At 71.7% G+C, this 25,629-nt stretch carries 24 protein-coding genes; 11 read left to right on the top strand and 13 right to left on the bottom strand.

What is annotated here, in order from left to right; all coding sequences use genetic code 11:
* From ACFT4A_RS03745 to ACFT4A_RS03735, 3 genes are all read right to left on the bottom strand, one after another.
* Nucleotides 1–1,179, bottom strand: a complete 1,179-nt coding sequence (locus tag ACFT4A_RS03745) for a damage-control phosphatase ARMT1 family protein (RefSeq protein WP_382825630.1) — start codon at nucleotides 1,177–1,179, stop codon at nucleotides 1–3.
* Between the two features lie 44 nt (nucleotides 1,180–1,223).
* A complete protein-coding gene (locus tag ACFT4A_RS03740) occupies nucleotides 1,224–1,871 on the bottom strand; it encodes a ScbR family autoregulator-binding transcription factor (RefSeq protein WP_382825629.1) in 648 nt (215 codons plus the stop codon).
* A gap of 256 nt (nucleotides 1,872–2,127) precedes the next feature.
* Nucleotides 2,128–3,927 carry a S8 family serine peptidase gene (locus tag ACFT4A_RS03735; RefSeq protein ID WP_382825627.1) on the bottom strand — a complete coding sequence of 600 codons (1,800 nt, stop codon included), beginning with the start codon at nucleotides 3,925–3,927 and terminating at the stop codon, nucleotides 2,128–2,130.
* Nucleotides 3,928–4,279: 352 nt separating this feature from the next.
* Between ACFT4A_RS03735 and ACFT4A_RS03730 the strand changes: the two genes are divergently transcribed.
* On the top strand, nucleotides 4,280–5,203 hold the full coding sequence (locus ACFT4A_RS03730) for a lytic polysaccharide monooxygenase (protein WP_382825625.1): 924 nt from the start codon (nucleotides 4,280–4,282) through the stop codon (nucleotides 5,201–5,203).
* An 18-nt stretch (nucleotides 5,204–5,221) separates the two neighbouring features.
* On the opposite strand, the gene ACFT4A_RS03725 is transcribed toward ACFT4A_RS03730, so the two are convergent.
* Nucleotides 5,222–5,863, bottom strand: coding sequence for a Tat pathway signal sequence domain protein (locus tag ACFT4A_RS03725; RefSeq protein WP_382825623.1), 642 nt, complete (start codon nucleotides 5,861–5,863; stop codon nucleotides 5,222–5,224).
* Between the two features lie 594 nt (nucleotides 5,864–6,457).
* Here ACFT4A_RS03725 and ACFT4A_RS03720 point away from each other — a divergent pair.
* The 3 genes from ACFT4A_RS03720 to ACFT4A_RS03710 all read left to right on the top strand — a co-directional run bounded on the left by ACFT4A_RS03720 (nucleotide 6,458) and on the right by ACFT4A_RS03710 (nucleotide 8,987).
* Nucleotides 6,458–7,129: a DUF6230 family protein gene (locus ACFT4A_RS03720; RefSeq protein ID WP_382825621.1), complete on the top strand. Its 672-nt coding sequence runs from the start codon at nucleotides 6,458–6,460 to the stop codon at nucleotides 7,127–7,129.
* Entirely contained in the window at nucleotides 7,129–7,587 is a 459-nt protein-coding gene (locus ACFT4A_RS03715) for a DUF6114 domain-containing protein (protein WP_382825620.1), read from the top strand. The genes ACFT4A_RS03720 and ACFT4A_RS03715 overlap by 1 nt, the downstream gene beginning before the upstream one ends.
* 143 nt (nucleotides 7,588–7,730) lie before the next feature.
* Nucleotides 7,731–8,987 (top strand): cytochrome P450, encoded by a 1,257-nt coding sequence (locus tag ACFT4A_RS03710; RefSeq protein ID WP_382825619.1) that lies wholly within the window; start codon nucleotides 7,731–7,733, stop codon nucleotides 8,985–8,987.
* Here the strand turns inward: ACFT4A_RS03710 and tatA are convergent.
* Complete coding sequence (tatA, locus tag ACFT4A_RS03705; protein ID WP_382825617.1) at nucleotides 8,944–9,204, bottom strand: Sec-independent protein translocase subunit TatA; 261 nt, start codon at nucleotides 9,202–9,204, stop codon at nucleotides 8,944–8,946. The genes ACFT4A_RS03710 and tatA overlap by 44 nt on opposite strands.
* Before the next feature lie 76 nt (nucleotides 9,205–9,280).
* On the opposite strand from tatA, the gene ACFT4A_RS03700 reads away from it, so the two are divergent.
* Entirely contained in the window at nucleotides 9,281–10,828 is a 1,548-nt protein-coding gene (locus ACFT4A_RS03700; protein ID WP_382825615.1) for an LCP family protein, read from the top strand.
* An 18-nt stretch (nucleotides 10,829–10,846) separates the two neighbouring features.
* On the opposite strand, the gene mgtA is transcribed toward ACFT4A_RS03700, so the two are convergent.
* Nucleotides 10,847–13,339 (bottom strand): magnesium-translocating P-type ATPase, encoded by a 2,493-nt coding sequence (mgtA, locus tag ACFT4A_RS03695; RefSeq protein WP_382825613.1) that lies wholly within the window; start codon nucleotides 13,337–13,339, stop codon nucleotides 10,847–10,849.
* The gene (locus ACFT4A_RS03690) at nucleotides 13,329–13,676 is read right to left on the bottom strand and encodes an ArsR/SmtB family transcription factor (RefSeq protein ID WP_382825952.1); all 348 of its coding nucleotides are present in this window, start codon (nucleotides 13,674–13,676) and stop codon (nucleotides 13,329–13,331) included. The genes mgtA and ACFT4A_RS03690 overlap by 11 nt, the downstream gene beginning before the upstream one ends.
* A gap of 182 nt (nucleotides 13,677–13,858) precedes the next feature.
* Here ACFT4A_RS03690 and ACFT4A_RS03685 point away from each other — a divergent pair, with 182 nt between their 5' ends.
* From ACFT4A_RS03685 to ACFT4A_RS03660, 6 genes are all read left to right on the top strand, one after another.
* A complete protein-coding gene (locus ACFT4A_RS03685; protein ID WP_382825612.1) occupies nucleotides 13,859–14,686 on the top strand; it encodes an SAM-dependent methyltransferase in 828 nt (275 codons plus the stop codon).
* A gap of 214 nt (nucleotides 14,687–14,900) precedes the next feature.
* Nucleotides 14,901–15,905 (top strand): substrate-binding domain-containing protein, encoded by a 1,005-nt coding sequence (locus ACFT4A_RS03680; protein ID WP_382825610.1) that lies wholly within the window; start codon nucleotides 14,901–14,903, stop codon nucleotides 15,903–15,905.
* A gap of 146 nt (nucleotides 15,906–16,051) precedes the next feature.
* Complete coding sequence (locus ACFT4A_RS03675; RefSeq protein ID WP_382825608.1) at nucleotides 16,052–18,373, top strand: nitrate- and nitrite sensing domain-containing protein; 2,322 nt, start codon at nucleotides 16,052–16,054, stop codon at nucleotides 18,371–18,373.
* Nucleotides 18,374–18,387: 14 nt separating this feature from the next.
* A complete protein-coding gene (locus tag ACFT4A_RS03670) occupies nucleotides 18,388–18,819 on the top strand; it encodes a roadblock/LC7 domain-containing protein (protein WP_020271575.1) in 432 nt (143 codons plus the stop codon).
* A 1-nt stretch (nucleotide 18,820) separates the two neighbouring features.
* Nucleotides 18,821–19,180 (top strand): DUF742 domain-containing protein, encoded by a 360-nt coding sequence (locus ACFT4A_RS03665; protein WP_215117859.1) that lies wholly within the window; start codon nucleotides 18,821–18,823, stop codon nucleotides 19,178–19,180.
* Entirely contained in the window at nucleotides 19,167–19,751 is a 585-nt protein-coding gene (locus ACFT4A_RS03660; RefSeq protein WP_189721573.1) for an ATP/GTP-binding protein, read from the top strand. The genes ACFT4A_RS03665 and ACFT4A_RS03660 overlap by 14 nt, the downstream gene beginning before the upstream one ends.
* 55 nt (nucleotides 19,752–19,806) lie before the next feature.
* Here ACFT4A_RS03660 and ACFT4A_RS03655 read toward each other — a convergent pair whose 3' ends face one another.
* From ACFT4A_RS03655 to ACFT4A_RS03630, 6 genes are all read right to left on the bottom strand, one after another.
* Nucleotides 19,807–20,763, bottom strand: coding sequence for an ABC transporter substrate-binding protein (locus ACFT4A_RS03655; protein ID WP_382825606.1), 957 nt, complete (start codon nucleotides 20,761–20,763; stop codon nucleotides 19,807–19,809).
* Between the two features lie 63 nt (nucleotides 20,764–20,826).
* On the bottom strand, nucleotides 20,827–21,492 hold the full coding sequence (locus ACFT4A_RS03650; RefSeq protein WP_359888500.1) for an ABC transporter permease: 666 nt from the start codon (nucleotides 21,490–21,492) through the stop codon (nucleotides 20,827–20,829).
* Nucleotides 21,489–22,187 (bottom strand): ABC transporter permease, encoded by a 699-nt coding sequence (locus ACFT4A_RS03645; protein WP_382825604.1) that lies wholly within the window; start codon nucleotides 22,185–22,187, stop codon nucleotides 21,489–21,491. The genes ACFT4A_RS03650 and ACFT4A_RS03645 overlap by 4 nt, the downstream gene beginning before the upstream one ends.
* Nucleotides 22,184–23,317: an ABC transporter ATP-binding protein gene (locus ACFT4A_RS03640; protein WP_382825602.1), complete on the bottom strand. Its 1,134-nt coding sequence runs from the start codon at nucleotides 23,315–23,317 to the stop codon at nucleotides 22,184–22,186. The genes ACFT4A_RS03645 and ACFT4A_RS03640 overlap by 4 nt, the downstream gene beginning before the upstream one ends.
* Nucleotides 23,318–23,384: 67 nt before the next feature.
* Nucleotides 23,385–24,878 carry a sensor histidine kinase gene (locus tag ACFT4A_RS03635; RefSeq protein WP_382825600.1) on the bottom strand — a complete coding sequence of 498 codons (1,494 nt, stop codon included), beginning with the start codon at nucleotides 24,876–24,878 and terminating at the stop codon, nucleotides 23,385–23,387.
* Nucleotides 24,875–25,573 carry a response regulator transcription factor gene (locus tag ACFT4A_RS03630; RefSeq protein WP_382825598.1) on the bottom strand — a complete coding sequence of 233 codons (699 nt, stop codon included), beginning with the start codon at nucleotides 25,571–25,573 and terminating at the stop codon, nucleotides 24,875–24,877. Before ACFT4A_RS03630 ends, ACFT4A_RS03635 begins: the two co-directional genes overlap by 4 nt.
* Nucleotides 25,574–25,629: the final 56 nt, after the last annotated feature.

Here is a 25,629-nt window from a genome sequence, read left to right as displayed (position 1 = left end):
TTAGCCGGGGACCCTCACCTGGATCAGCGCGTGGGTGCCGCTGGTGCGCCAGCGCTGGTCCTCCGCCGCGACCAGTTCGGCCTCCGTACGGCTGTCGAGGCCGGTGATCACATCGGACTTCAGGGTGCGCAGGGCGGCGACAGGGCCGGGGAAGTACGCGGTGACGTCCTCGAAGGGGGTCGTCGGGGACCAGAGCCGGTCGCCCACCAGGCGGCGGTAGTTGAGGTCGCCCTTGACGATGGTGAGCGTGGCCGAGGCGAACTCGGCGCGCAGGTCGCCGGGCATCTCCCCGTAGGGCAGCGGGGCGCTGGAGAAGGGATGGGCGCGCAGGACGAGCCGGCCGTCGGCCAGGGCCGACCACAGGTGCCCTCCGTGGTCGGCGGCCGCTCCCCCGGCACCGGTCAGCCGGCGCACGGCGTCGACGACGTCGGCGGTGGTGGCGTCGGAGACGTAGTAGGGGTACGGCTTGACGTGCAGGACCGCCCGTCCGATCCGGCCGTGGGCCAGGAGGTGGGCGATGAGCAGCAGGTCGGGCACGAGTTCGCGGCCCGCGTTGTCGGCGACCAGGCACAGGGTGCCGGTGCCGTCGAGCAGGGACCACAGTTCGTCGCTGTCGTCGGCCACCAGACCGGGGGCGGCGTCCGCGGCCCGTGCGCCCTCGGCGGAGAGGCGGAAGCCGAGGTCGGCGCGGTTGCCCCAGAGGGAGCCGTGCAGCAGGGCCTGTGCCTGTTCGCCGGCGGGCCGGTTCACGAGGTCGTCGAGCGCGGCCAGTTCCTCGTCGGTCTCGGCGGAGTCGAGTTCGGCCAGCTTGAACGGACGGAAGGGGTCGATGCCCTGCCAGGGGCCCGGGCCGAAGTACCCGACGGCCTGGAGCAGTCGCCGGTAGAACCAGCTCTCGGACCACAGCCACGGCACGTCGAACCAGGAGCGGCCGGTGTACTCGCCGAGCCCCCAGGTCTCCCAGAGGTCCCGGTCGTGCGCGTCGGCGGGGAGCGGTTCGATCTCGCCCTTGGTGCAGTTGGCCAGCAGTTCGTCGAGCGCGCGGTGCTGCCCGGGTTCGTAGGGGAAGGCCTCGCGGACCTGCCGGATGATCGCGGGGTGCCGCTCGGCCAGCACGCTGTGGGGGAACGAGCCCGGCTGGTTGCCGAGGAGCACGGGTGGGGTGGGGGTGTCGGGCATGCGGCTCACCGTAGCGCGCGGCCCCCATGCCCGGGTCACACCGGTCAGACCGGCGCGATCTCCCGCTCCAGTCGGGCCGCCAGGCTCAGATAGCGGGCGCGGCGGGTCACCGGGACCAGGCTGCGGATGAGTATGTTCCACATCTCGGCGGTCCTGCGGGGCTGCCGCGCGACGGGCTCGCGGGAGCGGCCCACGACCCGGGTGCCGACGAAGAAGCAGACCAGGGAGTGGGCCACGACATCGACGTCGATGTCCGGGTGGACGTCGGACTCCTTGACCGCGCCGACGAGCCGGTTCGTGACGATGTCCAGCCACTCCGTGAAGGGGTGGCTCAGCGGCGGCCGCGGCTGGATGCCTCCCGTGGCGAGCCGCAGGCCGGCCCGCAGGACCGGGTCCTCGACGGACATGCGGGTGATGCCGAACGTGAGGCGCATCAGCGCCTCCAGCGCGGTGTGGCCGCGGCTGTCGGTCTCCGTCGCCAGCCTGCGGGCGGTGTGCGACTGGATTTCGAGGATCGCGTGGGCGAGATCCTCCTTCGCCGCGAAGTGGAAGTACAGGGCACCCTTGGTGACCTGAGCGTGCTCCACGATGTCGCTGAGACTGGTCGATTCGTAGCCGCGACGGTCGAACAGGTCAGCGGCGGCCGTGATGATCGTCGAGCGGGTCTGCTCGGCTCGCAACTGCCTCGCCATCGGCTGAACTCTCCCGGGACGGAAATGAACGGGTCATGCCGTTTGTTTTTACCCCGCGTACACGATAACTCACCCTGAGACGGCGTTCATCACACCAGTGTGCCGGAGTGCGGGTGCACATCCGGCAAAACAAGCGCAACCGGTGAAAGAAAACAGCGCGTTCGGTATCTAACTGTGGGGGTTGTGCGGGCAGACGTAAAGGCGGGCCGGCCGGTGCCCATCCGCACCGGTCGACCCGCCCGCTGGTGAGCGCGGATCAGAAGGTCAACTTCCAGCTGTTGAGCGTGCCCGTGTCCTGCGCCGAGGTGTCCTGGACGCGCAGCTTCCAGGTGCCGTTGGCGGTCTCGCTCGACGCGTTCACCGTGTAGGTGGTGTTCACGTTGTCGGCGGAGTCCGACGCGGCGGACTTCAGACGGTACGTCGAACCGTCCGGCGCGACGAGGTCGATGACCAGGTCGCCGCGGTAGGTGTGGGTGATGTCGACGCCGACCTGGAGGGCCGAGGGGGCGTTGCCGCTGCGGCCGGTGACGCTGATCGGCGACTCGATCGCCGCGCCGTTGTCCGGGACGGCGACCGCGGTGGTGCTGGAGAAGGTCGTGCCGGTGGACGTACCGCCCTTGACGGCCTGGACCGTCTTGGCGGCGTCCGCGAGACCGGCGCCGCAGCCGCCGGAGCAGGTGCCGGGCAGGGCGCGGGCGTTGGCCTTGATGGCCGACTCGATCTGCGCCGGGGTGAGGGCGGAGTTGGCCGACTTCACCAGTGCGGCGAGGCCCGCGACGTGCGGGGTGGCCATGCTGGTGCCCTGGTAGGCGGCGTAGTTCTCGCTCGACGGCGTCTTCGTGCCGGAGTTCAGCGTCGACAGGATGCCGTTGGCGGAGGAGGTGCGGGTCTCACCGCCGGGGGCGGAGATGTCGACCAGCGAACCGAAGTTGGAGTACGAGGCACGGCTGCCCGCGCGGTTGGTCGCGGCGACCGAGATGACGTTGTTGCAGTTCGCCGGGGACGAGTTGGAGACGTTCTGGTTCTCGTTGCCGGCCGCGACGACGACCGAGGTGCCGCGGTTCACGGCGCCGGTGATGGCGCTCTGGGTGGCGGTGGAGCAGGCGCCGCCCCCGCCGAGGCTCATGTTGATGACCTTGGCGACGTTGGTGTTGGCGGGAACGCCGGAGACGGTGCCGCCCGACGCCCAGGTGATGGCGTCGATGATGTCGGAGTCGTAGCCGCCGCACTTGCCGAGGACGCGGACCGGGGAGATCTTCGCGCCGTAGGCGATGCCGGCGATGCCCTTGCCGTTGTGGGTGGCGGCGGCGATGGTGCCGGCCACGTGGGTGCCGTGCCAGGAGGAGCTGGAGGCCGGGATGCCCGTGCCGCACTCGTTGGCGTTGTACCAGTCGCCCGGGTCGGCCGGGTTGCTGTCACGGCCGTTGCCGTCGACGGAGACGGCGGTGTCGGAGATGAAGTCGTAGCCGCCGACGATGTTCGCGGCCAGGTCGGAGTGGGTGACGTAGCCGGTGTCGATGACGGCGACGGTGACGCCGCTGCCGGTGGTGGTGTCCCAGGCGGCCGGGACGTTCATGCCCGCGGTGGACTCGAACAGGTCCCACTGCTTGCTGTAGTCGGTGTCGTTCGGGGTGACGGCCGTCGGCTTGTTCAGACGGTCCGGAACGACGTAGGCGACCTGCGGGTCGGCCTCGTACTGGGCGACGACGTCGGCGACGGACGTCCGGGTGGTGTCGGTGCCCAGCTCGACGAGGGCCGCGCCGGTGCCGAGGCGGCGCTGGAAGTCGATGTCCTCGCCCGTCTTCTCGGCCTTGGTGTCGGCGTCGGCGGCGGCGGCCTTGTTCGACTTGGCCTCGGCGGCGCCGGACTTGTAGCCGACGATGAGGCGCTCGGCCGGGGCGCCGGGTGCGGCCTCGGTCTGAGCGGTGGGGACGGCGGCGGGGCGCGGGGCGGACTCCTGGGCGACGGCGACCGAGGCGGGGGCGGCGGTCAGCAGCGCGGCGGAGACGACGGCGACGGATATCAGCTTCCGTCTGAGCTCTGGGGAGGTACGCACGGTCGTTGCCTTTCGTGGCCTGACTCCGGGCTGGGCGGAGCGGCGGTGGAGTCGCTTCGTCGTCGAAGCGGAGGGGGGTGGTTCGAAAAGCGACGCGATGGCCGGCCAGGCGCAGAGAAGGCCAGCGGACCGTTCGGGGTTGCCTGTGGGTCGGCTGTGGTCGAACGATAGGCAAAGGGAAGGTCATCGGGATACGGGGGAAACCCTCGATCCGGCCGGAACCCCACCCTCTATGGCGGGCAGTTGGGAGCGAACGGCCCGTTTCGAACGCGCCGCGCGGGGTGAACGCGCCGGGACGGTTTCCCGTACTGCACTACCGACGTTGCCGCCCCGGCCGAGGAGACGCAGAGGGATGCCTCGTAGGACCGCACACCGCACCGCACTCGCGGCCGCCCTCGTGACGCCGCTGCTGCTGCCGCTGTGGGCCGCCGGCCCTGCGGGGGCGCACGGCGCGCCGACCGATCCGGTGAGCCGGGTGGTGGCCTGCTCCCCCGAGGGCGGCGATCGCGTCGGCTCGGCGGCGTGCCGCGCGGCCGTCGCCGCGAACGGCGCGCCCTTCACGGCCTGGGACAACCTGCGGCTGGCGAACGTGAACGGCAGGGACCGGCAGGTCGTCCCCGACGGGAAGCTGTGCAGCGGGGGCCTGCCCGCCTACCGGGGCCTCGACCTCGCCCGCGCCGACTGGCCCTCGACCCGGATGACGCCCGGCGCGACGCTGACCATGCGGTACGTCTCGACGATCCCGCACACCGGCACGTTCCGGATGTACCTCACGAAGCCCGGCTACGACCCGGCCGGGCCGCTGTCCTGGTCCGACCTGCCCGAGAAGCCCTTCGCGGAGGTGACGGACCCGGCCCTGACGGACGGCGCCTACCGTCTGAAGGCGACCCTGCCGTCGGACCGGACCGGGCGGCACGTGCTGTACACGGTGTGGCAGAACAGCAGTACGCCGGACACCTATTACTCGTGCTCGGACGTGGTGTTCCCGGAGAAGGAGGCGGCGGCTCCGCAGCAGGAGGCGGCATCTCCGGAGGAGAAGGAGAGCGAGAAGGCGGAGGACGAGAAGGAGAAGGAGACGGAGGAGCAGAAGCCGGGAGGGAACGCCGCCGACCCGCAGCCGCCATCGCAGGCGCAGCCGCAGGGCGACCACACCCCGGTGGCAGCCACCTCCGGCCCCGGCTCGGGCCCGTCCACGCCCATGCTGGCGGGCGGCGCCGCGGCGGTGCTGTTGCTCACCGGCGGCGCCGCCCTGGCCGTACGACTACGGCGACGCTGAACCAACCGTGGCGGCAGTTCAGTTGACGTTGATCGCCACGCCGCCCTTCGTCACCGGGGCGTACTTGGCGGTGAAGAAGGCGTTGCTGAAGCAGAGCGAAGAACCGGAGACCTTCGTGAACTGCTGGTTGGTGAAGGAGATGCTGTGGTCGGCGTTGCTCGCGGTGCCGGTCAGGCTCGGCGCCTGGTAGACGCAGGTGATGCTGCCCAGCAGGGTGCGCAGCTTGACCGTGGACTGGATGGCGGAGCTCGCGCCCGGGGTCACGGAGACGGTGCCGTCGGAGGACACGCTGGTGGTGTAGGGCAGGTTGTCGACGGTGATGCCGCTGACGCCGAGCGAACCGACGACGTTGGTGGTACAGCCGCTGGTGTCGAAGGTGTGCGAGGCGAGGGACTCGGTGGCGGTGCCCGGGGCGGACGGGTTGGCGGTGACCTTGGCGGCGAACGCCGACGAGGTGCACGAGATGCCGCTGGTGCCGGTCGCGCTGGAGTAGAAGGTGGCGGCGGTACCGCTCGCCAGGGACGCGTCGAGGACGTCGCCGACCGCGACGGCCGCACCGTCGGTGGTGGTCAGGACCGGGGTGTCGGCCGCCGAGGCGGGGGCGGCGAGCCCCAGGGCGGCGACGGCGGCGGTGAGGGCGAGCAGGGTGCGAGTACGCATGCGGGTGTACCTCTTTCGGAAGCGGGGGTGAGGGGGTGCGTCCGCCGTCGCCGGTCCGTCACGCCTTCTCCGTACGTGGCGGACCGGCAACGGCAGTCCGGTCACCGGCCGGAGGCACGCACGGGGGGCGCGGCTCCGGCCGGGCCGGGCGGGGGGTGGACTCGGGCGATGGAAAGCCCGTGCGGACGCACCGGGCGGCGGGATGCCCGTCCGGGACGCCGTCCTGGAGGGGCGGTCCGGGGTGCGCGGACGGTGCCACGTGACGGATCCGGCGCCACGGATCCGGTGAGACGAGGAGAGTTGTAGACCTACCGGCGAGTCAACGTCAAGGCTTCGCAAGGGAGTTGTGCGTGCGCTGAGAGTTCCCGAATGAAGGCGACTCACATACGGCGCACATTCAACACTCTTTGTTCACACTTCCCTTGACCCCTCATGTAACCCCCGGTAACTTCCGAGTCGGCTACCGCGTCGTAACGAGAAAGCCCTTGCAACCGACGGGAGTTGCGGGGATACGGATGTACGCGGTCGGTGTCCGCGCCAGGGCAACGTGCCACCGAAGTTTTCGATCCGCACCGACACGCACCTGGAGCAGACATGACCTCCTCCGCCGAGCACACCCCCGAAAGACCGGACGGCCCCGCCGCCGCGGACGTCACCGACGCTCCCGCGCGCCGCGGCCGGGTCCGGGCACGCCGGGCCGCGGTGATGGCGGTGCCGGCCACCCTGGTCGCCGCGGGCCTCGCGGTCCTCACCGCCGAGGGGGCGCTGGGCGTGCAGTTCGCCATCTCCGGCATGCCCTTCACGGTCACCGCCACCGAGCTGAAGGGCAACGGCTTCGCCCAGTTCGGCGGTCTGGACGAGATGGCCGAGGGCAGCCCCAACGCGGGTGAGACGGGCGGTCAGGTGCTGGTCGTCACGTCCGTGATCAAGGACGCGACGCTCACCAAGCTGTGCCAGAGCGTGGACCTGGGCGGCACGAACCTGATCATCAGGGCGGGTGAAGGTGCGAAGAAGGTCCGGGCCACCGACCTGACCACCGACTCCACCCAGCTCTCGGGCGACGCGGCCTTCACCAACATCGAGATCGGCAACGACGCCAGCAAGCTCAACAAGGCCGGAGACCTGGGCCGCGGGCCGATCGGCGTGTTCAGCCAGCAGTCCGACACCGTGCGCATCGCCAACCTGCGGCAGACCAACTACGCCACGACGGCCGGTGTGTTCAAGCTGCCGGGGCTGAAGCTGGGCTTCAGCGAATCGGGCTGCTGATGCCCGGCGGCCCACACGGGAAGTCCCGGTCCGCCTTCCGTCGGTGGCGGGCGGGCCGTCCCTTCTGGGGCGGGCTGCTGCTCGCCCTGGGCGGGGCGGAGGTCCTGCTCACCCTGAAGGCGTCGCTGGACGTCATCCTGCACGTCGGCATGCAGGGCCTGGCCGGCTATCTGCTTCCGACCGTGATGCTGCTGTGCGGCGTACTGATCCTCTTCAGCCCCTCCCAGCGCCTGTTCTACTCGGTCATCGGGGTGCTGGTCTCCCTGGGGACCTGGCTGACCTCGAACCTGGGCGGCTTCTTCGTGGGCATGCTCCTGGGCGTCGTCGGAAGCTGTCTCACCTTCGGCTGGCTCCCGGACCAGGAGCCGCGCGTCAGCCGGCGGCAGCGCAGGAAGGCGGCCAAGGCCGAGCGGGCCATGGCGGGGCCCCTGGAACGGGAGGCCGGCCAGGCCGTCTGAATCAGGCCAGTGATGCCCTTCAGGCCAGTGATCCTCGACCCCCTGGCGTCGCCCGGCCGCGGCGACTTGGCTGGACGTGTCGCGCTCCCGCCCACGAGGCGTCGGCGCGACGTACGAACAGCCGTCACCCCAGGGAGAGTCCGATGGATCAGTCCCACCCGATCGTGATCGACCCGACCGGCCGCGACATCCACGGCGAGGCGACCCGGATCCGCGAGCGCGGACCCGTCACCCCCGTCGAACTCCCCCACGGTGTCCCGGCCTGGGCGGTCAGCAGCACCCCGCTTCTGAAACGGCTGCTCACCGACCCACGGGTGTCGAAGGACCCGCGCCGACACTGGCGGCGCTGGATCGACGGCGAGGTCTCGCCGGACTGGCCGCTGTTCACGTGGGTCGCGGTGCAGAGCATGTTCACGGCCTACGGCACCGACCACAAACGGCTGCGCACCCTCGTCTCCAAGGCGTTCACCGCCCGTCGCACCAACGCGTTGCGGCCACGGATCGAGGAGATCACCGCGGCACTGCTCGACCGGGTCGCCAAGGCCGGGGCCGGCGGCGGCGCGGACGGCCACGCGGTCGATCTGCGGGAAGAGTTCTGCTACCCGCTGCCCATCCAGGTCATCGGCGAACTGCTCGGACTGCCCGAGGAGTTGGGGGACGAACTGCGGGTCGTGGTGGACGGCGTCTTCCACACCTCGGCCGACGCGGCCGAGGTCGCCGACATCTACGACCGGTTCTACGCCGTTCTCGATCGGCTCGTCGCCGTGAAACGGGCGGCACCCGGCGACGACCTCACCTCCGCGCTGATCGCGGCCCACGAGGAGGAAAGCGGCACGCGCCTCAGCGAGCCGGAGCTGCTCGACACGCTGATGCTGATGATCAGCGCCGGTCACGAGACGACGGTCAACCTGCTCGACAACGCCGTCCACGCGCTGCTCACCCACCCCGACCAGCTCGCGCACGTCCGCGGCGGACGCGCCTCCTGGGACGATGTGATCGAGGAGACCCTGCGGGCCGAAGCACCGGTGGCCAGCCTGCCGCTGCGGTACGCCGTCGAGGATCTGCCCCTCGGTGAACTGGGCGGCCCGGACGGCGCGGTGATCCGCAAGGGCGAGGCGATCCTCGCCGCGTACGCCGCCGCCGGTCGCGACCCGGGGCAACACGGCCCGGACGCCGCCGTCTTCGACGTCACCCGGGCCGCGAAGGACCATCTGGCCTTCGGCTACGGCGTCCACCACTGCCTGGGCGCCCCGCTCGGCCGGCTGGAGGCCCGCGTGGCCCTGCCCGCCCTGTTCGAGCGGTTCCCCGGCCTCACCCTGGCCGTACCGGTCGACGAGCTGCGGCCGGTGGACTCGTTCATCTCGCACGGCCATCGGACGCTGCCGGTCCTGACGGGCTGACGGTCCCCTCGGAGGGTGCCGGATCACGGCTGTCCGGCTCTCCGGAGGCCGGTCCCCCGGCGCCCTCCTCCTTCATCGCCTTCGCCTCGCTCTTGAGGATCCGCATCGAGCGGCCGAGTGAACGCGCCGTGTCCGGCAGTTTCTTCGAGCCGAACAGGACGATCACGACGATCGCCACGATCAGCAGATGCCAGGGCTCCAGTCCGTTGCGCAGCACGGCATACCCTCCCTCTCTTCAACAGTTGCTACATTGCGCAACTGTACAACCCCGGGAGAGAGGCGAGCGGACGCCGATGACGGTCAGCAGTACGCGGAGGACGGAACCACCACGGCACCGGGCCGCGCCCCGGGAACAGAGGCGGCGGCGCGGTCGCCGCCGCGGCCCACGCGTCGCCCTCCTGGTCTGCCTGGCCCTGCTGGTGCTCGCCGCGGGCGGTGCCGGCTGGCTGTATCTGAAGCTGGACGGCGACATCAGCACCTTCGACTCCGGCGGCTTCTCCGACAACCGCCCCGAGGCGAACTCGTCGAAGGGCGAGAACATCCTGGTCATCGGCTCCGACAGCCGCACCGGCGGCAACAGCGCGCTGGGCGGCGGCGACAAGCACGACGTGGGCCGTTCCGACACCGCGTTCCTGCTGCACGTCTACGCCGACCACCGGCACGCCCTCGCCGTCTCCATCCCGCGCGACACCCTGGTCACCGTCCCGTCCTGCAAACTGCCCGACGGCAACTGGACGAAGGCCCGGCCGGACACGATGTTCAACGCCGCGTACTCGGTCGGCCGGACCGCCGAGGGCAACCCCGCCTGCACCCAGAACACGGTCGAACAGCTCACCGGGCTGCGCGTCGACCACACCGTCGTCGTCGACTTCAAGGGCTTCGCACGGCTGACGGAGGTGGTGGGCGGCGTACGGGTGTGCCTGCCGAAGGACGTGTACGAGAACGACCTCGACCCGCACCTCACCGCCCCCGGCAAGCTGCTGTTCCACCAGGGCGAGCAGAGCGTGTCGGGACAGCGGGCGCTGGACTACGTCCGGATCCGGCACGGCATAGGCGACGGCAGCGACATCGGCCGGATCAAGCGGCAGCAGGCCTTCGTGGCCAGTCTGCTGAAGGAGGTGAAGAGCAAGGGCCTCACCCCGACGCGGCTGTTGCCGCTGGCCGACGCCGCCACCGAGTCCCTGACCGTCGACCCCGGCCTGGGCTCCGCCGACAAGCTGATCTCCTTCGCGATGTCCCTGAAGGACATCGACCTGCACAACACGAAGTTCATCACCCTGCCCTGGCGCTACGAGGGTTCCCGGGTGGCGATCGTGCGGCCGGACGCCGACGCCCTGTGGGCGGCGCTCAAGGCCGACCGCACGATCGACGGCCAGGACGCCGGCGGAAAGCAGACCGGAGCGTCGGATTCCCCGACCCCGGACGCGTCTCCCTCCGCCTCCTCGTCCCCCGCGCCGGTCTCCGGTGACGGCATCGACGTCGCCGTCTACAACGGCACCGCCGTCCCCGGTCTGGCCGCCCGCGCCGCCGCGTCCCTCACCGGGGACGGCTTCACCGTCACGGGTACGGCGACGGCGTCCAGCCAGGACCACACGACCACAGTGGTCGAGTACGGCCCGGGCCTCGAGGATCGGGCCCGGACCGTCGCGGCGGCCTTCCCCGGCGCCGAGCTCCGGTCGGTGACCGGCAGCGGGATCAGCGTCGTGCTGGGGCAGTCGTACGCCGACGACCCGGCGGCGACCGCGTCCGCGTCCCCCGCTCCGACGGCCGTACCGTCGGAGGTCGCCGACGGGGCCCGTTCGGCGGACGACAACCCCTGCTCGAACCTGAGCTACGGCTGACGTCTGCTCGAACCTGAGCTACGGCTGACGCCGCCGGAGCCGGGCCCTGGCCGCCGTCAGGGCCAGGGCGTACAGGCCGAACACCACGGCGGGCAGCAGGTAGTACGCGGCGGGCAGGGCCGTCATGCCGAGGGCCGTGCCGAGGGGACTCGGCGGCAGCAGCAGGCCGACGGCGGCGAGGCCGGCCGCCGCCAGGCCGACCGGGCCCGGCACCCTGCTCCCCTCGACGCGCCGGCCGCTGCGCAGGAGCAGCATCACCAGGGCCTGGGTGAGCAGGTTCTCGGTGAACCAGGCGGAGTGGAACACGGCCTCGTCGTCCACGGCGTCGGGGCCGGCGAGCGCGAGGGCGAGCACGGCGAAGGTGGCGAGGTCGGCGAGCGCGTTGAGCAGGCCGAAGCCGGTGACGAACCTCAGGAAGGAGCGCGGCCGCAGCACGGCCGGGCCGCGCAGGGCCGCCGCGCCGGGACGGTCGTGGGCGAAGGCGAGCTGGGCCGCGTCGAAGCACAGGTTCTGCGCGAGCACCTGAGCCGGGAGCATCGGCAGGAAGGGCAGGAGCAGGCCCGCGGCGAGCATGGCGACGACGTTGCCCAGGTTGGAGGAGAGCGTGACGCGCAGGTACGAGGCGATGTTGCCGCTCGCGTGCCGGCCGGCCGTGACCGCGTGGCCGATCGCCGTGAGGTCCTTCTCGGCGAGGACGACATCGGCGCTCTCCCGGGCCACGCCGACGGCGGAGCGGGGCGCGAGAGAGACATCGGCGGCACGCAGCGCGGCCACGTCGTTCACTCCGTCGCCGACGAATCCGACGGTGTGCCCGGCGGCGCGCAGTGCGGCGACGAGGCGGGCCTTGTCCTGAGGGGTGCAGCGGGCGACCACGGTCGCCCCGGCGGCTTCGGAGTCCGCCAGGTCCGCGGCGGTCCGTACCCGCCCCGGATCCAGGCCCAGTTCCCGGCAGGCCCGGGCCGCCGTGGCCGGGTGGTCGCCGGTGAGGACCTTGACGGTGACGCCGCGGTCGGCCAGGCCGCGCAGGGCCTCGGCGGCGGTCGGGGCGAGGTCGTCCCGGAAGGTGACCAGGCCCCGGAAGACCAGGCCCCGGGGGTCGGTCGGCGGGCTCGCGGCGGCGGGGCGGTCGGCCGTGGCGAGGGCCAGCACCCGCAGCCCGGTGTCCGCCTCCCGGGCGGCGAGCGCCAGCAGCCGGTCACGCTCGCCGGGTTCGGTCGCGCAGCGCTCCAGTACGGCCTCGACGGCACCGGTGACGACGACGGTGTGCCGTCCGAGGGAGCCTCGTACCACCGCCGTCGCGATCCGCCGTACCGGGTCGAACGGCACGGCCTCCACTCCGTCGTACTCCTCGCCCACCGGCCCGGCCGCCTCCAGCAGGGCCTCGTCGAGGGCGTCGGGGGCGGGCAGTTCGGCGAGCTGGAGGGTCCACCAGGCGCCGACGGCGGCCCAGCGCAGCACCTCCGGGTCGTCCCGGCCGGCCGGGTCGAGGGACCGTTCGACGACCGGCCGGTCCTGGGTGAGCGTGCCGGTCTTGTCGACGCACAGCACGTCGACGGCGCCCAGGTCGTGCAGCGCGGGCAGCCGTTTGACGATGACGCCGTGGGTGCGGGCCAGGAGGGCGGCGCCCCGGGCCAGACAGGTGGTGACGATCACCGGCAGCATCTCGGGCGTCAGACCGACGGCGACCGCGACGGCGAAGGGCAGGGTCTCCAGACCGCGTCCGCGCAGTGCCGCGTTGGCCATCAGCACCAGGGGCGGGGTCAGCAGCATGAACCGGATCAGCGCCCAGGAGATCCCGTGCACGGACCGGTCGAAGGCCCCGCCCTCCCGGCGCGCGGCGGGCTGCCGGTGCACGGCGGCGAACCGGGTCCCGGTGCCGGTGGCGACCACGACGGCGGTGGCGGTGCCCGAGGCGACGGTGCTGCCCTGGAAACACAGGAGGGACTCGCCCGTCCCGTCCGCGGTGCTCTTGTCCACCGGCGCCGACTCCCCGGTGAGGGCCGCCTCGTGGACCGTGAGCCCCCGCGCCCGCAGCAGACGCACATCGGCCGGGATCAGATCTCCCGGGCCGAGGCGGATCACGTCACCGGGGACCAGTTCGGCGACCGGGACCTCCCGGGACTCCGGCGGCTCCCGGCCGTCGGTGCGGCGGAGCACCGCGGCCGTGCCGGCGACCAGGTCGCGCAGGGCGGACATGGACCGGTCGGCCCGGTGTTCCCCGGTCGCGCGCAGCACGCAGCTCACGACGACCAGGGCGAGGATGACCATCCCGGTGCCCCAGGAGGCTATGGCGACGGACACCAGGCCGAGGCAGAGCAGGACGGCGGTGAAGGGGTCGCGCAGGGCGCGCACGGCCCTCAGGGGCCAGGAGGGTGTGCGTATCTCCGGCAGCGTGTTCTCGCCGGAGGCGATCAGCCTCGCCGCGGCGTCGGCTTCGGTCAGCCCCCGGGGCCCAGTCTCCAGCCGCCGCAGCACCTCCAGGGTGGTGCCCTCGGCGGGCTCAGAGGCCATGGAGCCGGCGGCGCGCCGGGGCGGCGCGGTCGGTGAGCCGGCCCATCAGGAGCCGTACGACGTCGACGATGTCGGGGTCGTCGACGTAGTACACCTGTCGGCGGCCCTCGCGGCGGGAGCGGACGAGGCCGGCCAGTTTCAGCTTGGTGAGGTGCTGGCTGACCGCGGGCAGCGCGCCGCCGACCCGCTCCGCGAGCCCGGTCACGTCGCTCTCGCCCTGGGCCAGCGCCCAGACGATGTGCAGCCGGGCGGGCGAGGCAAGCAGCCCGAAGGCCGCGGCCGCCTGGGCGAGCACGTCGGCGGAGGGGTCCTCGAAGCCACTGCCGGCTGCCGCCACCGTCACCGCCCCTTCCGTCGTGTCCGTCGCGCCCGTCGTCCCGCGAGCCGCACCAGTTTAGGCGGCCCGCGGCACCCGCCCCGGAAAGCCGTTTCTTCCCTCGCGGGGCCGGGAGTGATGGAATCGCGCGCGACGGTCCAACTGTGGCCGGTGACAGCCGAGTTGTGTACAGGGAGGCCCGGATGCCGGAGCACCGTATCGACACCGAGAGCGCGCACTCCGCGCGGATCTACGACTACATCCTCGGCGGCGACGACAACTACCCCGCCGACCGGGAGGCGGGCGACGCCATGTGCCGCGAGTGGCCCGCCCTGCCGGTCCACATGCGGGCCAACCGCGACTTCATGCACCGCGCCGTGCGGTATCTGGCCGCCGAGGCGGGGATACGGCAGTTCCTCGACGTCGGCACCGGCATCCCGACCCCGCCCAACCTGCACGAGATCGCCCAGGCGGCGGCCCCGGACGCCCGGGTCGTCTACGTCGACAACGACCCGCTCGTCCTCTCCCTCTCCCAGGGCCTGCTGTCCGGCACGCCCGAGGGCGGGACGGCGTACGTCGAGGCGGACATGCGCGACCCGGCGGCCATCCTCGGCGCCCCCGGCTTCCGGGAGACCCTCGATCTGTCGGAGCCGGTCGCGCTGACCGTCATCGCGATCGTGCACTTCATGCTGGACGAGCACGACGCCGTCGGCATCGTCCGCCGGCTCCTCGACCCGCTGCCGCCCGGCAGCTGCCTCGCGATGTCCGTCGGCACCGCCGACTTCGCCCCCGACGAGGTCGGCCGGGTGGCCCGGGAGTACGCCGCGCGCGGCATGCCGATGCGGCTGCGCACCCTGCCCGAGGCGGCGGAGTTCTTCGAGGGGCTCGACCTGGTGGAGCCCGGCATCGCGCAGGTCCACAAGTGGCGCCCGAACCGCACGGACGGTACGGAAAGCGGCGGTGCCGGAAACGGTGTCACGATTCGGGACGAGGACATCGCGATGTACGGGGCGGTGGCGCGCAAGCCCTAGCCCCGGGAAGGGGCCCTGACCTCGCCGTTCGGCCCGTCGGACGGATCATCACGATGCGGCAGCATCAACTCACGGCTTGTGGCCGCTCACTTGACGACCAGTGGTCACACACGGTTGGCTCCGGGCCAGAGAGAGTCATCGGGTCGTGCACGTTCACGGCCCCGCTGTGCTCTCACCCTGCTCTTGCTCGGCCGCACAGCGAGGTCCACCCCCCATGAACACTCCTCCCCCGCAGCCCACCACCGTGAGACTCTCCCGAACCGTGGCCCTGGCCTCCGCCGCGTGTCTGCTGGTGTCCGGCTGCTCCGTCCTCGGCGTGGCCGACGACGGGGCGGACACGGCGGACACGTCCGGCGCCGGGATGAAGGTCGCCCTCGTCACGCACGGCGGCAAGGGGGACGCCTTCTGGGACCTGGTGCGCAGAGGCGCGGAGACGGCGGCCGCCAAGGACGGCATCGACCTGACGTACGCCGGCGACTCGGACCCGGCGGCGCAGGCCGAGCTGGTGCGGGACGCGGTCCGCGACAAGGTCGACGGCATCGCCGTGACGCTGGCCAAACCGGCGGCGATGCGCGGCCCGGTCGCCCAGGCCAAGGCGGCCGGCATCCCCGTCGTCGGGCTCAACTCCGGCATCGACGCCTGGCGGCCGACGGGACTCCTGGAGTACTTCGGCCAGGACGAGTCCGTCGCCGGCCGGGCCGTCGGCGACAAGCTGGACGAGGTCAAGGCCAAGCACGCCCTGTGCGTGGTGCACGAGCGGGGCAACGTGGCGCTGGAGGCCCGCTGCGCCGGCGTGCGGAAGACGTTCGGCGGCGACACCGACAACCTGTACGTGGACGGCGCCGACATGGACGCGGTGACCGCCACGATCGCGTCCCGGCTGCGGCAGGACACGAGCATCGACGAGGTCGTCACCCTGGGCGCCCAGTACGGGCTCAGCGCGGTCAAGGCCGTCGAGCAGGCCGGCAGCAGAGCCGACGTGGCCACCTTCGACCTGAACAAGGACCTGGTCAAGGCGGTCCAGGGCGGCGATGTGCAGTTCGCCGTGGACCAGCAGCCGTATCTGCAGGGCTATCTCGCGGTGGACGCCCTGTGGCTGTACCGCACCAACGGCAACGTCAGCGGCGGCGGGACGGCTCCGGTGCTCACCGGTCCGGCGTTCGTGACCAGGTCGAACGTGTCCGCTGTGGCACGGTTCGCCGCCGCCGGGACCCGGTGACCGGACACTTCCTGTGACGGTGTCGCCAAAGATTCGGTCAGGCCCGGTTCGCACGCCCACTTGTACGGATAACATCCTGCGCATCCCATCTTCCCCGTTCCTCGCTCCCCGTTCCTCGCTCCCCGCTGATCGCCCCTAGGACGACGATGTCTCGACGGACAGGTGCCCGGCGCCGTCTCGGTTCCATACGCCTCTCCCTGTGGCTGCTGGCCCTGGTGCCCAGCGTCACCCTCGCCGCCATGTGGGGCGTGACGACGATCCAGATGTTCTCGGAGGGCCTGCGGCTGCGTGACCAGACGGAGCTGAGCCGCTCGACCGGCGCCATGGGCACCGACGCGACGCTCGCGCTGCAGCGGGAGCGCAGCCTGTCGGCCGCCTGGCTGGCCTCCCCGCAGGGCTCCCGCACCGCCCTCGACGCGCAGCGCGAGGAGACCGACAAGGCGGTCGCGAAGCTGGTCGGGCAGGCGGACGCGATCGAGAAGGCGCCCGCCCGCATCTCCGACCGGCTGTACTCGGTGCTGGGCTCGGTGGGAAGCCTCGAGTACTACCGGGACCAGGTGGACGACCCCACCGACATCACCCCCCAGCAGGCGCTGGACCAGTACTCCTCGATCATCGACGACCAGATCCACGCCTTCCAGGAGCTCTCCCAGGTCGACGACGGCGACCTCACCTCGCAGGCCGGCCCGCTGGTCGCGCTGGAGCACGCGGCGGAGCTGGTCTCCCGGGAGGACGCGCAGCTGACCCTGGCCTGGCCGTCCGGGCATCTGGACGACAAGGCGTGGGTGCAGTACGCGGAACTCGTGAACACCCGGCGCTGGCTGGTCCAGGACCAGGTCGTGCCGCAGCTCACCGGCGAGGCCAAGGCACAGACCGAGCGGATCCTGGCGAGCCCGGAGTGGAGGACGCTGGAGTCGATCGAGGACCAGGTGCTGGCGGCCCGGAACTCCGGCACCGACGCGGACCGGATCGCCCTGCCGGACGCGCAGAAGCGGTGGAACGCCGCCATGGACAAGCTGTCCGCGCACTACGCGAGTCTCATCGAGCAGCAGACGACGGGGCTGCTGGAGCGCAGCGCCGACAAGGCGGACGGGACGCTGATCAAGGCGGCGTCCCTGAGCGCCGGCGGGCTGCTCGCGCTGCTGCTGTGCGTCGGCATGTCCTGGCGGATCACCCGCTCGCTGTCCCGGCGGCTGCGCGGTCTGCGCCTGGCCACGCTCAGCCTCGCCAAGGAGCGGCTGCCGGACGTGGTGGCCCGGCTGGAGCGGGGCGAGAAGGTCGACCCGGAGTCGGCGACGACCCCGCTGGACTACGGGCACGACGAACTCGGCCAGGTGGCGCAGGCGTTCAACACCGCCCAGCGCACGGCCGTGCACACCGCGGTCGAGCTCGCCGACACCCGGCGCGGCTTCCAGAAGGTCATCCTGGGCATCGCCCGGCAGAGCCAGAACCTGGTCAACCTCCAGCTGAGCAAGCTCGACGCGCTGGAGCGCGAGCACAGCGACCCCGACATCCTCAAGGGCCTGTACGAACTGGACTCCACGGCCAGCCAGTTGCGCCGCTACGAGGAGAACCTCGTCATCGTCAGCGGCGAACGGCCGGGCCGCAGCTGGACCGAGCCGGTCGCGCTGATGGACATCCTGCGCAGCGCGGTGGGCGAGGTCGCCGAGTACCAGCGGGTGGAGGTGCACACCGAGGAGGAGGTGTACGTCGCCCCGCCCGCGGTCGCCGACGTGATCCATCTGCTGGCCGAGCTCATCGACAACGCGACCGCGTACTCCCCCGCCCCGAGCCCCGTCACGGTGCGGGCCGGGATGGTCGCCAAGGGCCTGGCCGTCGAGGTCGAGGACCGCGGCCTCGGCATGTCGGAGGAGGACTACGCGTCCTTCAACGAACAGCTCGCGGTGCCCCCGCAGTTCGACGTGGTCGCGCTCGCCGACGATCTGCGCCTCGGCATGTTCGTGGTCGCCCAGCTGGCCCACCGGCACGGCATCGCCGCCACCCTGCGCCTGTCGCCGTACGGCGGGACCACGGCGATCGTGCTGATACCGCACGACATCGTGGTCCGGGAGACCCCGTCGCCCGAGCAGGACTCAGTCGGCGTAGAGCCGCCTGCCAAGGTGTCCGAGAGTGTCACCGGCAGAGCCGAGGACGCCGGTTCCGCTCGTGAGGAGCCTCGGCCCCTCGTCGCGGCCCGGACCGCACCCGCCGCTCGCACCCCCCGCGGGGACGGTCTCGCCCCGCTCCCCCGTCGCGTGCCGCAGACCAGCCTGGTCGAGGAACTGCGCGAAGAGTCCGTGCCCGACGGCGACGACTGTTCCCTCGACGACTTCACCGCGGAAGCCGCCGCCTCCTCCCTGGCGGGCTTCCAGCGCGGCACGCTCCGGGCCCGTGACGAGGACCCGGACGCACCACCCCGGCAGGCCGCCGCCGACGCCGTCCCCTCGACTCCGCCCGCCGACCGCTGACGAAGGACTCCGCAATGACACGCCCCATCCCCGCCACCCACACCCAGCTCGACCAGCTGCTGACCGGACTCGTGGAGCGGGTCGCCGACGTGAACCAGGCCGTGGTGCTCTCCGAGGACGGCCTGGTGGTCAGCAAGTCCACCGGGTTCCTGCGCGACGACGCCGAGCGGCTCGCGGCGACCGCGTCCGGTCTGATGAGCCTGAGCAAGGGCGTCAGCATGGACTTCCGGGGCGGTCCGGTGCGCCAGGCGCTCATCGAGATGGCCAACAGCTATCTGATCCTGACCTCCGCCGGCCCCGGCGCCCATCTGGTCGTGCTGACCGGCCCGGGCGCGGACGTCGGTGTGGTGGCGTACCAGATGAACATGCTGGTGAAGAAGATCGGCGAACACCTCAGCGCGGCACCGCGGGGCATGGCCGGACCCGTCGTCGACCCAGGCGTGTGAGGTGGGCGAAGGCGATTCGGCGGGCAGGCTCGTACGACCGTTCGCCCTGACCGGTGGCCGGACCCGGCCCAGCCGTGCCGACTTCACGCTCATCGCGACGGTGACCGCGGTCGATCCGCCGCCGGCCACCGCGGCCCGGTGCCAGCCCGAGCACACCCGAATCCTCCGGCTCTGCGCCGAGCCCCTCGCCGTGGCGGAGCTGGCGGCCCGGCTCGACCTGCCGGTGAGCGTGGTCGTGATCCTGCTCTGCGACCTGCTGGAGGCGGGCCGGATCACCGTCCGCCCGCCGCGCCTCGTCTCCCGTACCACTCCGGACCTGGACCTGCTGCAGAAAGTGAGGGACGGCCTTGGCCGGCTCTGACCCCGTCACGGACGCGTCCTCGGCACCCGACACGGTCAAGATCCTCATCGCCGGGGGCTTCGGCGTGGGCAAGACCACCATGGTCGGGTCGGTCAGCGAGATCGCCCCGCTGCGCACCGAGGAACCCCTGACCATGGCCGGTCTGGGTATCGACGACCTCGACGGCATCGAGGAGAAGCGGGCCACCACCGTGGCCCTGGACTTCGGCAGAATCACCATCAGCCGGGAACTGGTGCTGTACCTGTTCGGTACGCCGGGGCAGCAGCGGTTCTGGTTCATGTGGAACGACCTGGCGCTCGGCGCGCTGGGTGCCGTGGTCCTGGTCGACGTCCGCAGACCCGAGTCCAGTTTCGCCGCGATCGACTTCTTCGAGCGCCGGGAGATCCCGTTCGTCGTCGGGGTCAACGGCTTCCACGGCAAGCACCCGTATCCGCCCGAGGACATCCGGGACGCGCTCGCGGTGCCGGAGCATGTGCGGGTGCTGCTGTGCGACGCGCGGGACCGGGAGTCGTGCCGGGACGTGCTGATCGCCCTGATCGACCAGTTGATCGCGTCGGCCGTACAGGCCTAGGGAGACATCGCGCGGCCCGGGCGGTGCGCACCGCCCGGGCCGCGGGAGCGGAGTGTCAGGCCAGGCCCTGCGACTTCAGCCAGGCCTTGGCGACGTCCAGCGGGTCCTGCTTCTCCAGCTGTACCCGCGCGTCCAGTTCGAGCAGGGCCTTCGTGTCGAGCTTGGCCGAGACCGCGTCGAGTGCCGCGGCGCCCTCCTTGGACAGCTCGCCCTTGCGGACCAGCGGCTGCACGTTCTGGAAGCCGAAGAGGTTCTCCGGGTCCTTCAGGACGACGAACTTGTCCCGGGCGATGGTCGGGTCGGTGGTGAAGAGGTCCGCGGCCTGCACGGTGTTCTTCTTCAGCGCCGCCTGGGTCAGCGGACCGCCCGCGTCGAGGGACTTGAAGGACTTGAACTCGAGGCCGTACACCGACTTCAGGCCCACCAGGCCCTGGTGCCGGGTCTGGAACTCGGGCGAGCCGCCGAAGTCCAGGTCCTTGGCGACGTCCTTGAGGTCGGCGATGGACGAGTCCGCGGTCAGCTTGTACTTCTTCGCGGTCTCCGCGTTGACCGTCACGGAGTCCTTGTTCTGCGCGGCCGACGGCTTCAGCAGCTCCAGCTTGGAGTCGAGCTTGCCGTTGATGGCGGTCGTGGTCTCCTCGACCGTCTTCGGCTTGGCCTTGGCGTCGAGGTAGGCCAGCAGGGAGCCGTTGTACTCCGGCAGCACGGTGACGCTGCCGTTCTTCATCAGGCCGTACGTGGTCTCGCGGCTGCCGATGTTGGGCTTGTAGGTGACCTTGATGCCCTTGGACTTGAGGGCCTCGCCGTAGATGTCGGCGAGCAGGATGGACTCGGCGAAGTTGTTGGAGCCGACGACGACGGCGCCGCCCTCCGCCCCGCCGCCCTTGAGCGGGTCGTCGGAGGTGCCGCCGGAGGAACAGCCCCCGAGAAGAGCTGCCGCCGCGGCCAGCGCGACCGCTGCCGCGCCGGGGTGCCTCGATATGGACCGGGTGCTGCTCTTCCGTGTAGTCATCACCCACTGATCCAAGCCAGCGGATATTCGGTCAGTCAAGAGCAGCTTGGTCACCAATTGGCGTCATCTCCTGCGCACACCCGGAGAGACCGCGACCCGGGCCGCCGCCCAGAACAGGGCGAGCGTGACCAGCGCGAGGACGGCCACCAGCGTCGCGCCGCCCACCACCTTCTCGTAGTTGCGCTGGTAAAGGCCGTCGACGATGTACCGGCCGAGGCCGCCCAGGCTGACGTAGGCGGCGATGGTGGCGGTCGACACGATCTGGATGGCCGCCGAGCGCAGGCCGCTGAGGATCAGCGGCAGGGCGACCGGCAGTTCCACCTGGAAGAGGATCCGGGACTCGTGCATGCCCATGCCGCGGGCGGCGTCCACCGGCGAGGGGTCGACGGAGCGCATCGCCTCGTAGGTGGTGACCAGGATCGGCGGGACGGCGAGGATGACCAGCGGGATCATCACGGGCAGCATCCCGAACCCCAGCAGGGTGGTCATCAGCACCAGCAGACCGAAGCTGGGCAGGGCCCGCCCGGCGGTGGCGACCAGGGACAGGGCGTTGCCGCCGCGCCCGTAGTGCCCGGTGACCAGGCCGATCGGCAGCCCGATCGCGGCGGCGAGGAGCAGCGCCTCCAGGGTGTACTGGACGTGCTCCCCGAGCCGGGCGGGGATGCCGTCGTAGCCCTGCCAGTGGGCGCTGTCGCTGAAGAACGAGTTGACGAAGTTGAGTACGTTCACCGGGCAGCGTCCTTAAGGGCGGGCGCCGGCTTGCGGCGGGCCGTCCCGCTCGGCATCCAGGGCGTCAGCAGCACGCGGACGAGGACCAGCAGGGCGTCGACGAGGATCGCCAGGAGCGCCGTGGTGATCACGGAGTTCCAGGTGAGTTCGGGCCGGTTGTAGATCTGCGCGTCGTGGAGCAGGTTGCCGAGCGCGCCCTGGTTGCCGATCAGCATGCCGACGCTGACGAGGGAGATGCTCGACACGGTCGCCACCCTGAGGCCCGCGATGATCGCCGGGACCGCGATCGGCAACTGCACCTGGAAGTACCGCCGTACCGGCCCGAAGCCCATCGCGGTGGCGGCGGCCAGGGTCTCCGGGGGCACCGAGCGCACCCCGTCGACGATCGCCGGGACGAGCACCACCAGGCTGTACACGGCCAACGGGATCATCACGGTGAGTTCGGTCTGCCCGGTGTAGTCGATGAGGACCACGAAGAACGCCAGGGACGGGATGGCGTACAGGACGGTCGTCAGGCCGAGGACGGGCGGGTACAGCCAGCGGAAGCGCACGCAGAGCTGGGCGATCGGCAGCGCCAGGAGCAGTCCGGCAGCCACCGGCAGCAGGGCCTCCCTCAGGTGCAGCCCGATCAGCCCGAACCAGCTGTGCTGGAGGTCGCTCGGGATGTCGAAGAAGTCGTGGAGGTACTCGCTCATCCGGCGACCTTCTCGTCGTCGCGCTCGTCGTCGCGCCGTGCCTCGTGGGCGCTGCGGATCGCCTCGCCGATGGTCTGCTGCGCGACCACTCCGGTCACCCGTCCCTCGGCATCCACGGCGACGGCCCAGCCGGTCGGGGAGAGCACGGCGCAGTCGAGTGCGGCCCGCAGCGAGTCGATGCCGGGCACGAACGGCCGCCCGTGGGACAGGAGCCGGTCCGGCCTGATGTCACCGGCCGCCAGATCGTCCGGCGCGCTCCAGCCGAGCGGCTTGCCGTCGGCGTCGGTCACCAGGAGCCACGGGGCGTCGGGGGTGGCGATCTGCTCGGCGGTGGCGTCGACCCGGATCACCGGGTCGGTCGTCAGCGTGAGCCCGGCCGACGGGAAGAACGACAGGCCCCGGATGCCGCGGTCGGCGCCGAGGAAGTCCTCGACGAAGGCGTCGGCGGGGTTCGACAGCAGCTCGGCGGGCGGTGCGTACTGGGCGAGGTGGCCGCCTTCCCGCAGCACGGCGACCATCGTGCCGAGTTTGATCGCCTCGTCGATGTCGTGGGTGACGAAGACGATGGTCTTGCCCAGCTCCTCCTGGATGCGCAGCAGTTCGTCCTGGAGGACCTTGCGCACCACGGGGTCGACCGCCGAGAACGGCTCGTCCATGAGCAGCACCGGCGGATCGGCGGCGAGCGCCCGGGCCACGCCGACGCGCTGCTGCTGGCCGCCGGACAGCTGGTACGGGTACCGCTTGGCGAGCGCGGCGTCGAGGCCCACGCGCTCCATCAGTTCGGCCGCCCGGTCCCGGGCCTTCTGCTTGCCCCAGCCGAGCATGCGGGGCACGGTCGCGATGTTGTCGACGATCGTGCGGTGCTGGAAGAGGCCGGCGTTCTGGATGACGTATCCCATGGAGCGGCGCAGGGTGGTGACGGGCTGCCGCTGGATGTCCTCGCCGTCGAGGAGGATCGTTCCCTCGCTCGGTTCGACCATCCTGTTGATCATCCGCAGGGTGGTCGTCTTGCCGCAGCCCGACGGTCCGACGAGGACGGTGATCGAGCGGTCGGGTATCTCCATGGAGAGCCGGTCGACCGCCACCGTGCCGTCCGGGTACCGCTTGGTGACTGATTCGATCCGTATCAAGGCGCCGGGGCCCTTCGGGTTGGCGGAGACTTCTGGCCATGGTCGTACGCACTGTTGCCGGACGAGTCTAGACGGCGGTGGTTTCCGGACCCTGGGCGGCCGGTGGCTCATTCCCGCTCCCGTTCCTGTTCAGCGGCAGGCGGACGGTGAAGGCCGTCGCCCCCGGCTCGCTGTCCAGCTCGATGCGGCCGCCGTGCGCCCGGACCAGGGACTGGGCGACCGCGAGGCCGAGGCCGCTGCCGCCGCGGTCGCGGCTGCGGGCCTTGTCGACGCGGTAGAAGCGGTCGAAGACCCGGGCCCGGTCGTCGGGCGGGATGCCCGGGCCGGTGTCGGCGACCCGCACCTCGGCCGAGCCGGGCGCGACGCACACCTCCACGGACACCTTCGTCCCGGCGGGGGTGTGCACGGCGGCATTGGTCAGGAGGTTGTCGACGACCTGCCGGATGCGCAGCGGGTCCATCCGCAGCCGCACCGGCCGCCGTCCCGCGAGCACGGTCAGCGGATGGTCGGGGCGGCCCGCGCGGAAGGCGTCAGCGGCCTGGCACACCAACTCGACCAGGTCGGCGTCCTCCAGCCGCAGCGGCTCCTCCACCTCCGCCGCGTCCAGGCGGGCGAGCAGCAGCAGGTCGTCCAGGAGGACGCCCATCCGGGCGGCCTCGGCGCGCAGCCGGGCCAGATGCCGGTCGCGTTCCTCGGGGGCGTTGGCGGCGGCGTACTGGAAGAGGTCGGCGTAGCCGCGTACCGACATCAGCGGGGTGCGCAGTTCGTGCGAGGCGTCCGCGACGAACCGGCGCAGCCGCTGCTCGGCCTCCGCGCGCACGGCGAGGGAGTGGTCGATGTGCTCCAGCATCGTGTTGAAGGCGGTCCGCAGCTCGTCCACCTCGGGCCCGCCGTCCCGGCCGTCGGCGCGCAGCGGCAGCCTGGCCGCCGACTCGGTCAGGTCGTGCGAGGCGATGCCGTGCGCGGTGGACGCCATGTCGCTGAGCGGTTTCAGTCCGCGGCGCAGTGTCCTGCGGCCGAAGACGACCAGCGCGAGCAGCGCGGCCCCGAAGGCGACGACCTGGATGGTGATGAGCTGCCCGACCGTGTCCTCGATGTCCTCCATGGGCGCGGCGCTGACCAGCACGACCCCGGGCTCTACCTGGCAGGCCCGCAGCCGGTAGGAGCCCGCGCCCTTCAGGTGCTCGGTGCGCAGGAGTTCCGTGTGCGCGGCGGTCTGCGCCCGGGCCAGGGAGGTGAAGTCGTCGACGTCCTTCGGCAGGTCGGCGGGGTCCTCGGGCCTGCGGAGCTCGGGCGTGCCGTCCGACACGTCGTACACGGCGTAGAACCAGCTGTAGTACTTCTTGCCCGAGAGCGTGCCGTAGTCCGCGATGCTCTTGGACTGGGCGATCTGGGCCTGTGCCAGCTGGGTGTCGAGCTGGGCCGAGAGGTAGTCCCGCATGTACGTGGTCAGGGCCGTGCCGACGACGGCGAACACGACCAGCGCCAGGGCGCCGAGGCCCAGGGCCAGCCGGGTGCCCAGGCGCATCCTGCGGTAGGTGCGCCGCAGTCTGGCGATCACTCGGAGGCCTGCCGCAGGACGTACCCGAATCCCCGCACGGTGTGGATCAGGGGCGCGCCGCCGTCGTCCGTCTCGTCGAGCTTGCGACGCAGCCGGCTGACGACCAGTTCGACGACGTTGGACCGGCCGCCGAAGCCGTACTCCCAGACGTGGTCGAGGATCTGCGCCTTGGTGAGCACGGTGGGCGACTTGCGCATGAGGTAGCGCAGCACCTCGTACTCGGTCGGGGTCAGCGACAGCAGCCGCTCGCCGCGCCGCACCTCGCGGGTGTCCTCGTCCATCGTCAGGTCGCCGACCTGGAGCACGGACCGCTGGAAGGCGGGTCCCGCGCTGCGCCGCAGCACGGTCCGCAGCCGGGCCATCAGCTCCTCCACCGCGAACGGCTTGACCAGGTAGTCGTCACCGCCCCGCGTCAGGCCCGCGACCCGGTCGGCGACGCCGTCGCGCGCGGTGAGGAACACCACCGGCACCATCGTCCCGGAGGCGCGCAGCCGGTCCAGGACACCGAAGCCGTCCACGCCGGGCAGCATCAGGTCGAGCACCACGATGTCCGGGTGGAACTCGGCGGCCCGCTTCAGCGCGTCCTCACCGGTGTACGCCGTGACCGCGTCCCAGCCCTCGTAGCGGGCGACGGTCGCGACGAGATCGGCGATGGGCGGGTCGTCGTCGACGACGAGGAGGCGTACTTTTTCCACCCGCTCATAGTGCTTCACCTGTCCCTCGCCTCCATAGCCGTCCGCCCCTTCCCCGC

Source organism: Streptomyces sp. NPDC057099, assembly GCF_042671245.1.
In the GTDB taxonomy this organism is placed as follows: Bacteria; Actinomycetota; Actinomycetes; order Streptomycetales; family Streptomycetaceae; genus Streptomyces; species Streptomyces purpurascens.
Note: the sequence above shows the minus strand (reverse complement) of the source record. Positions and strands in the feature narration are given on the sequence as shown.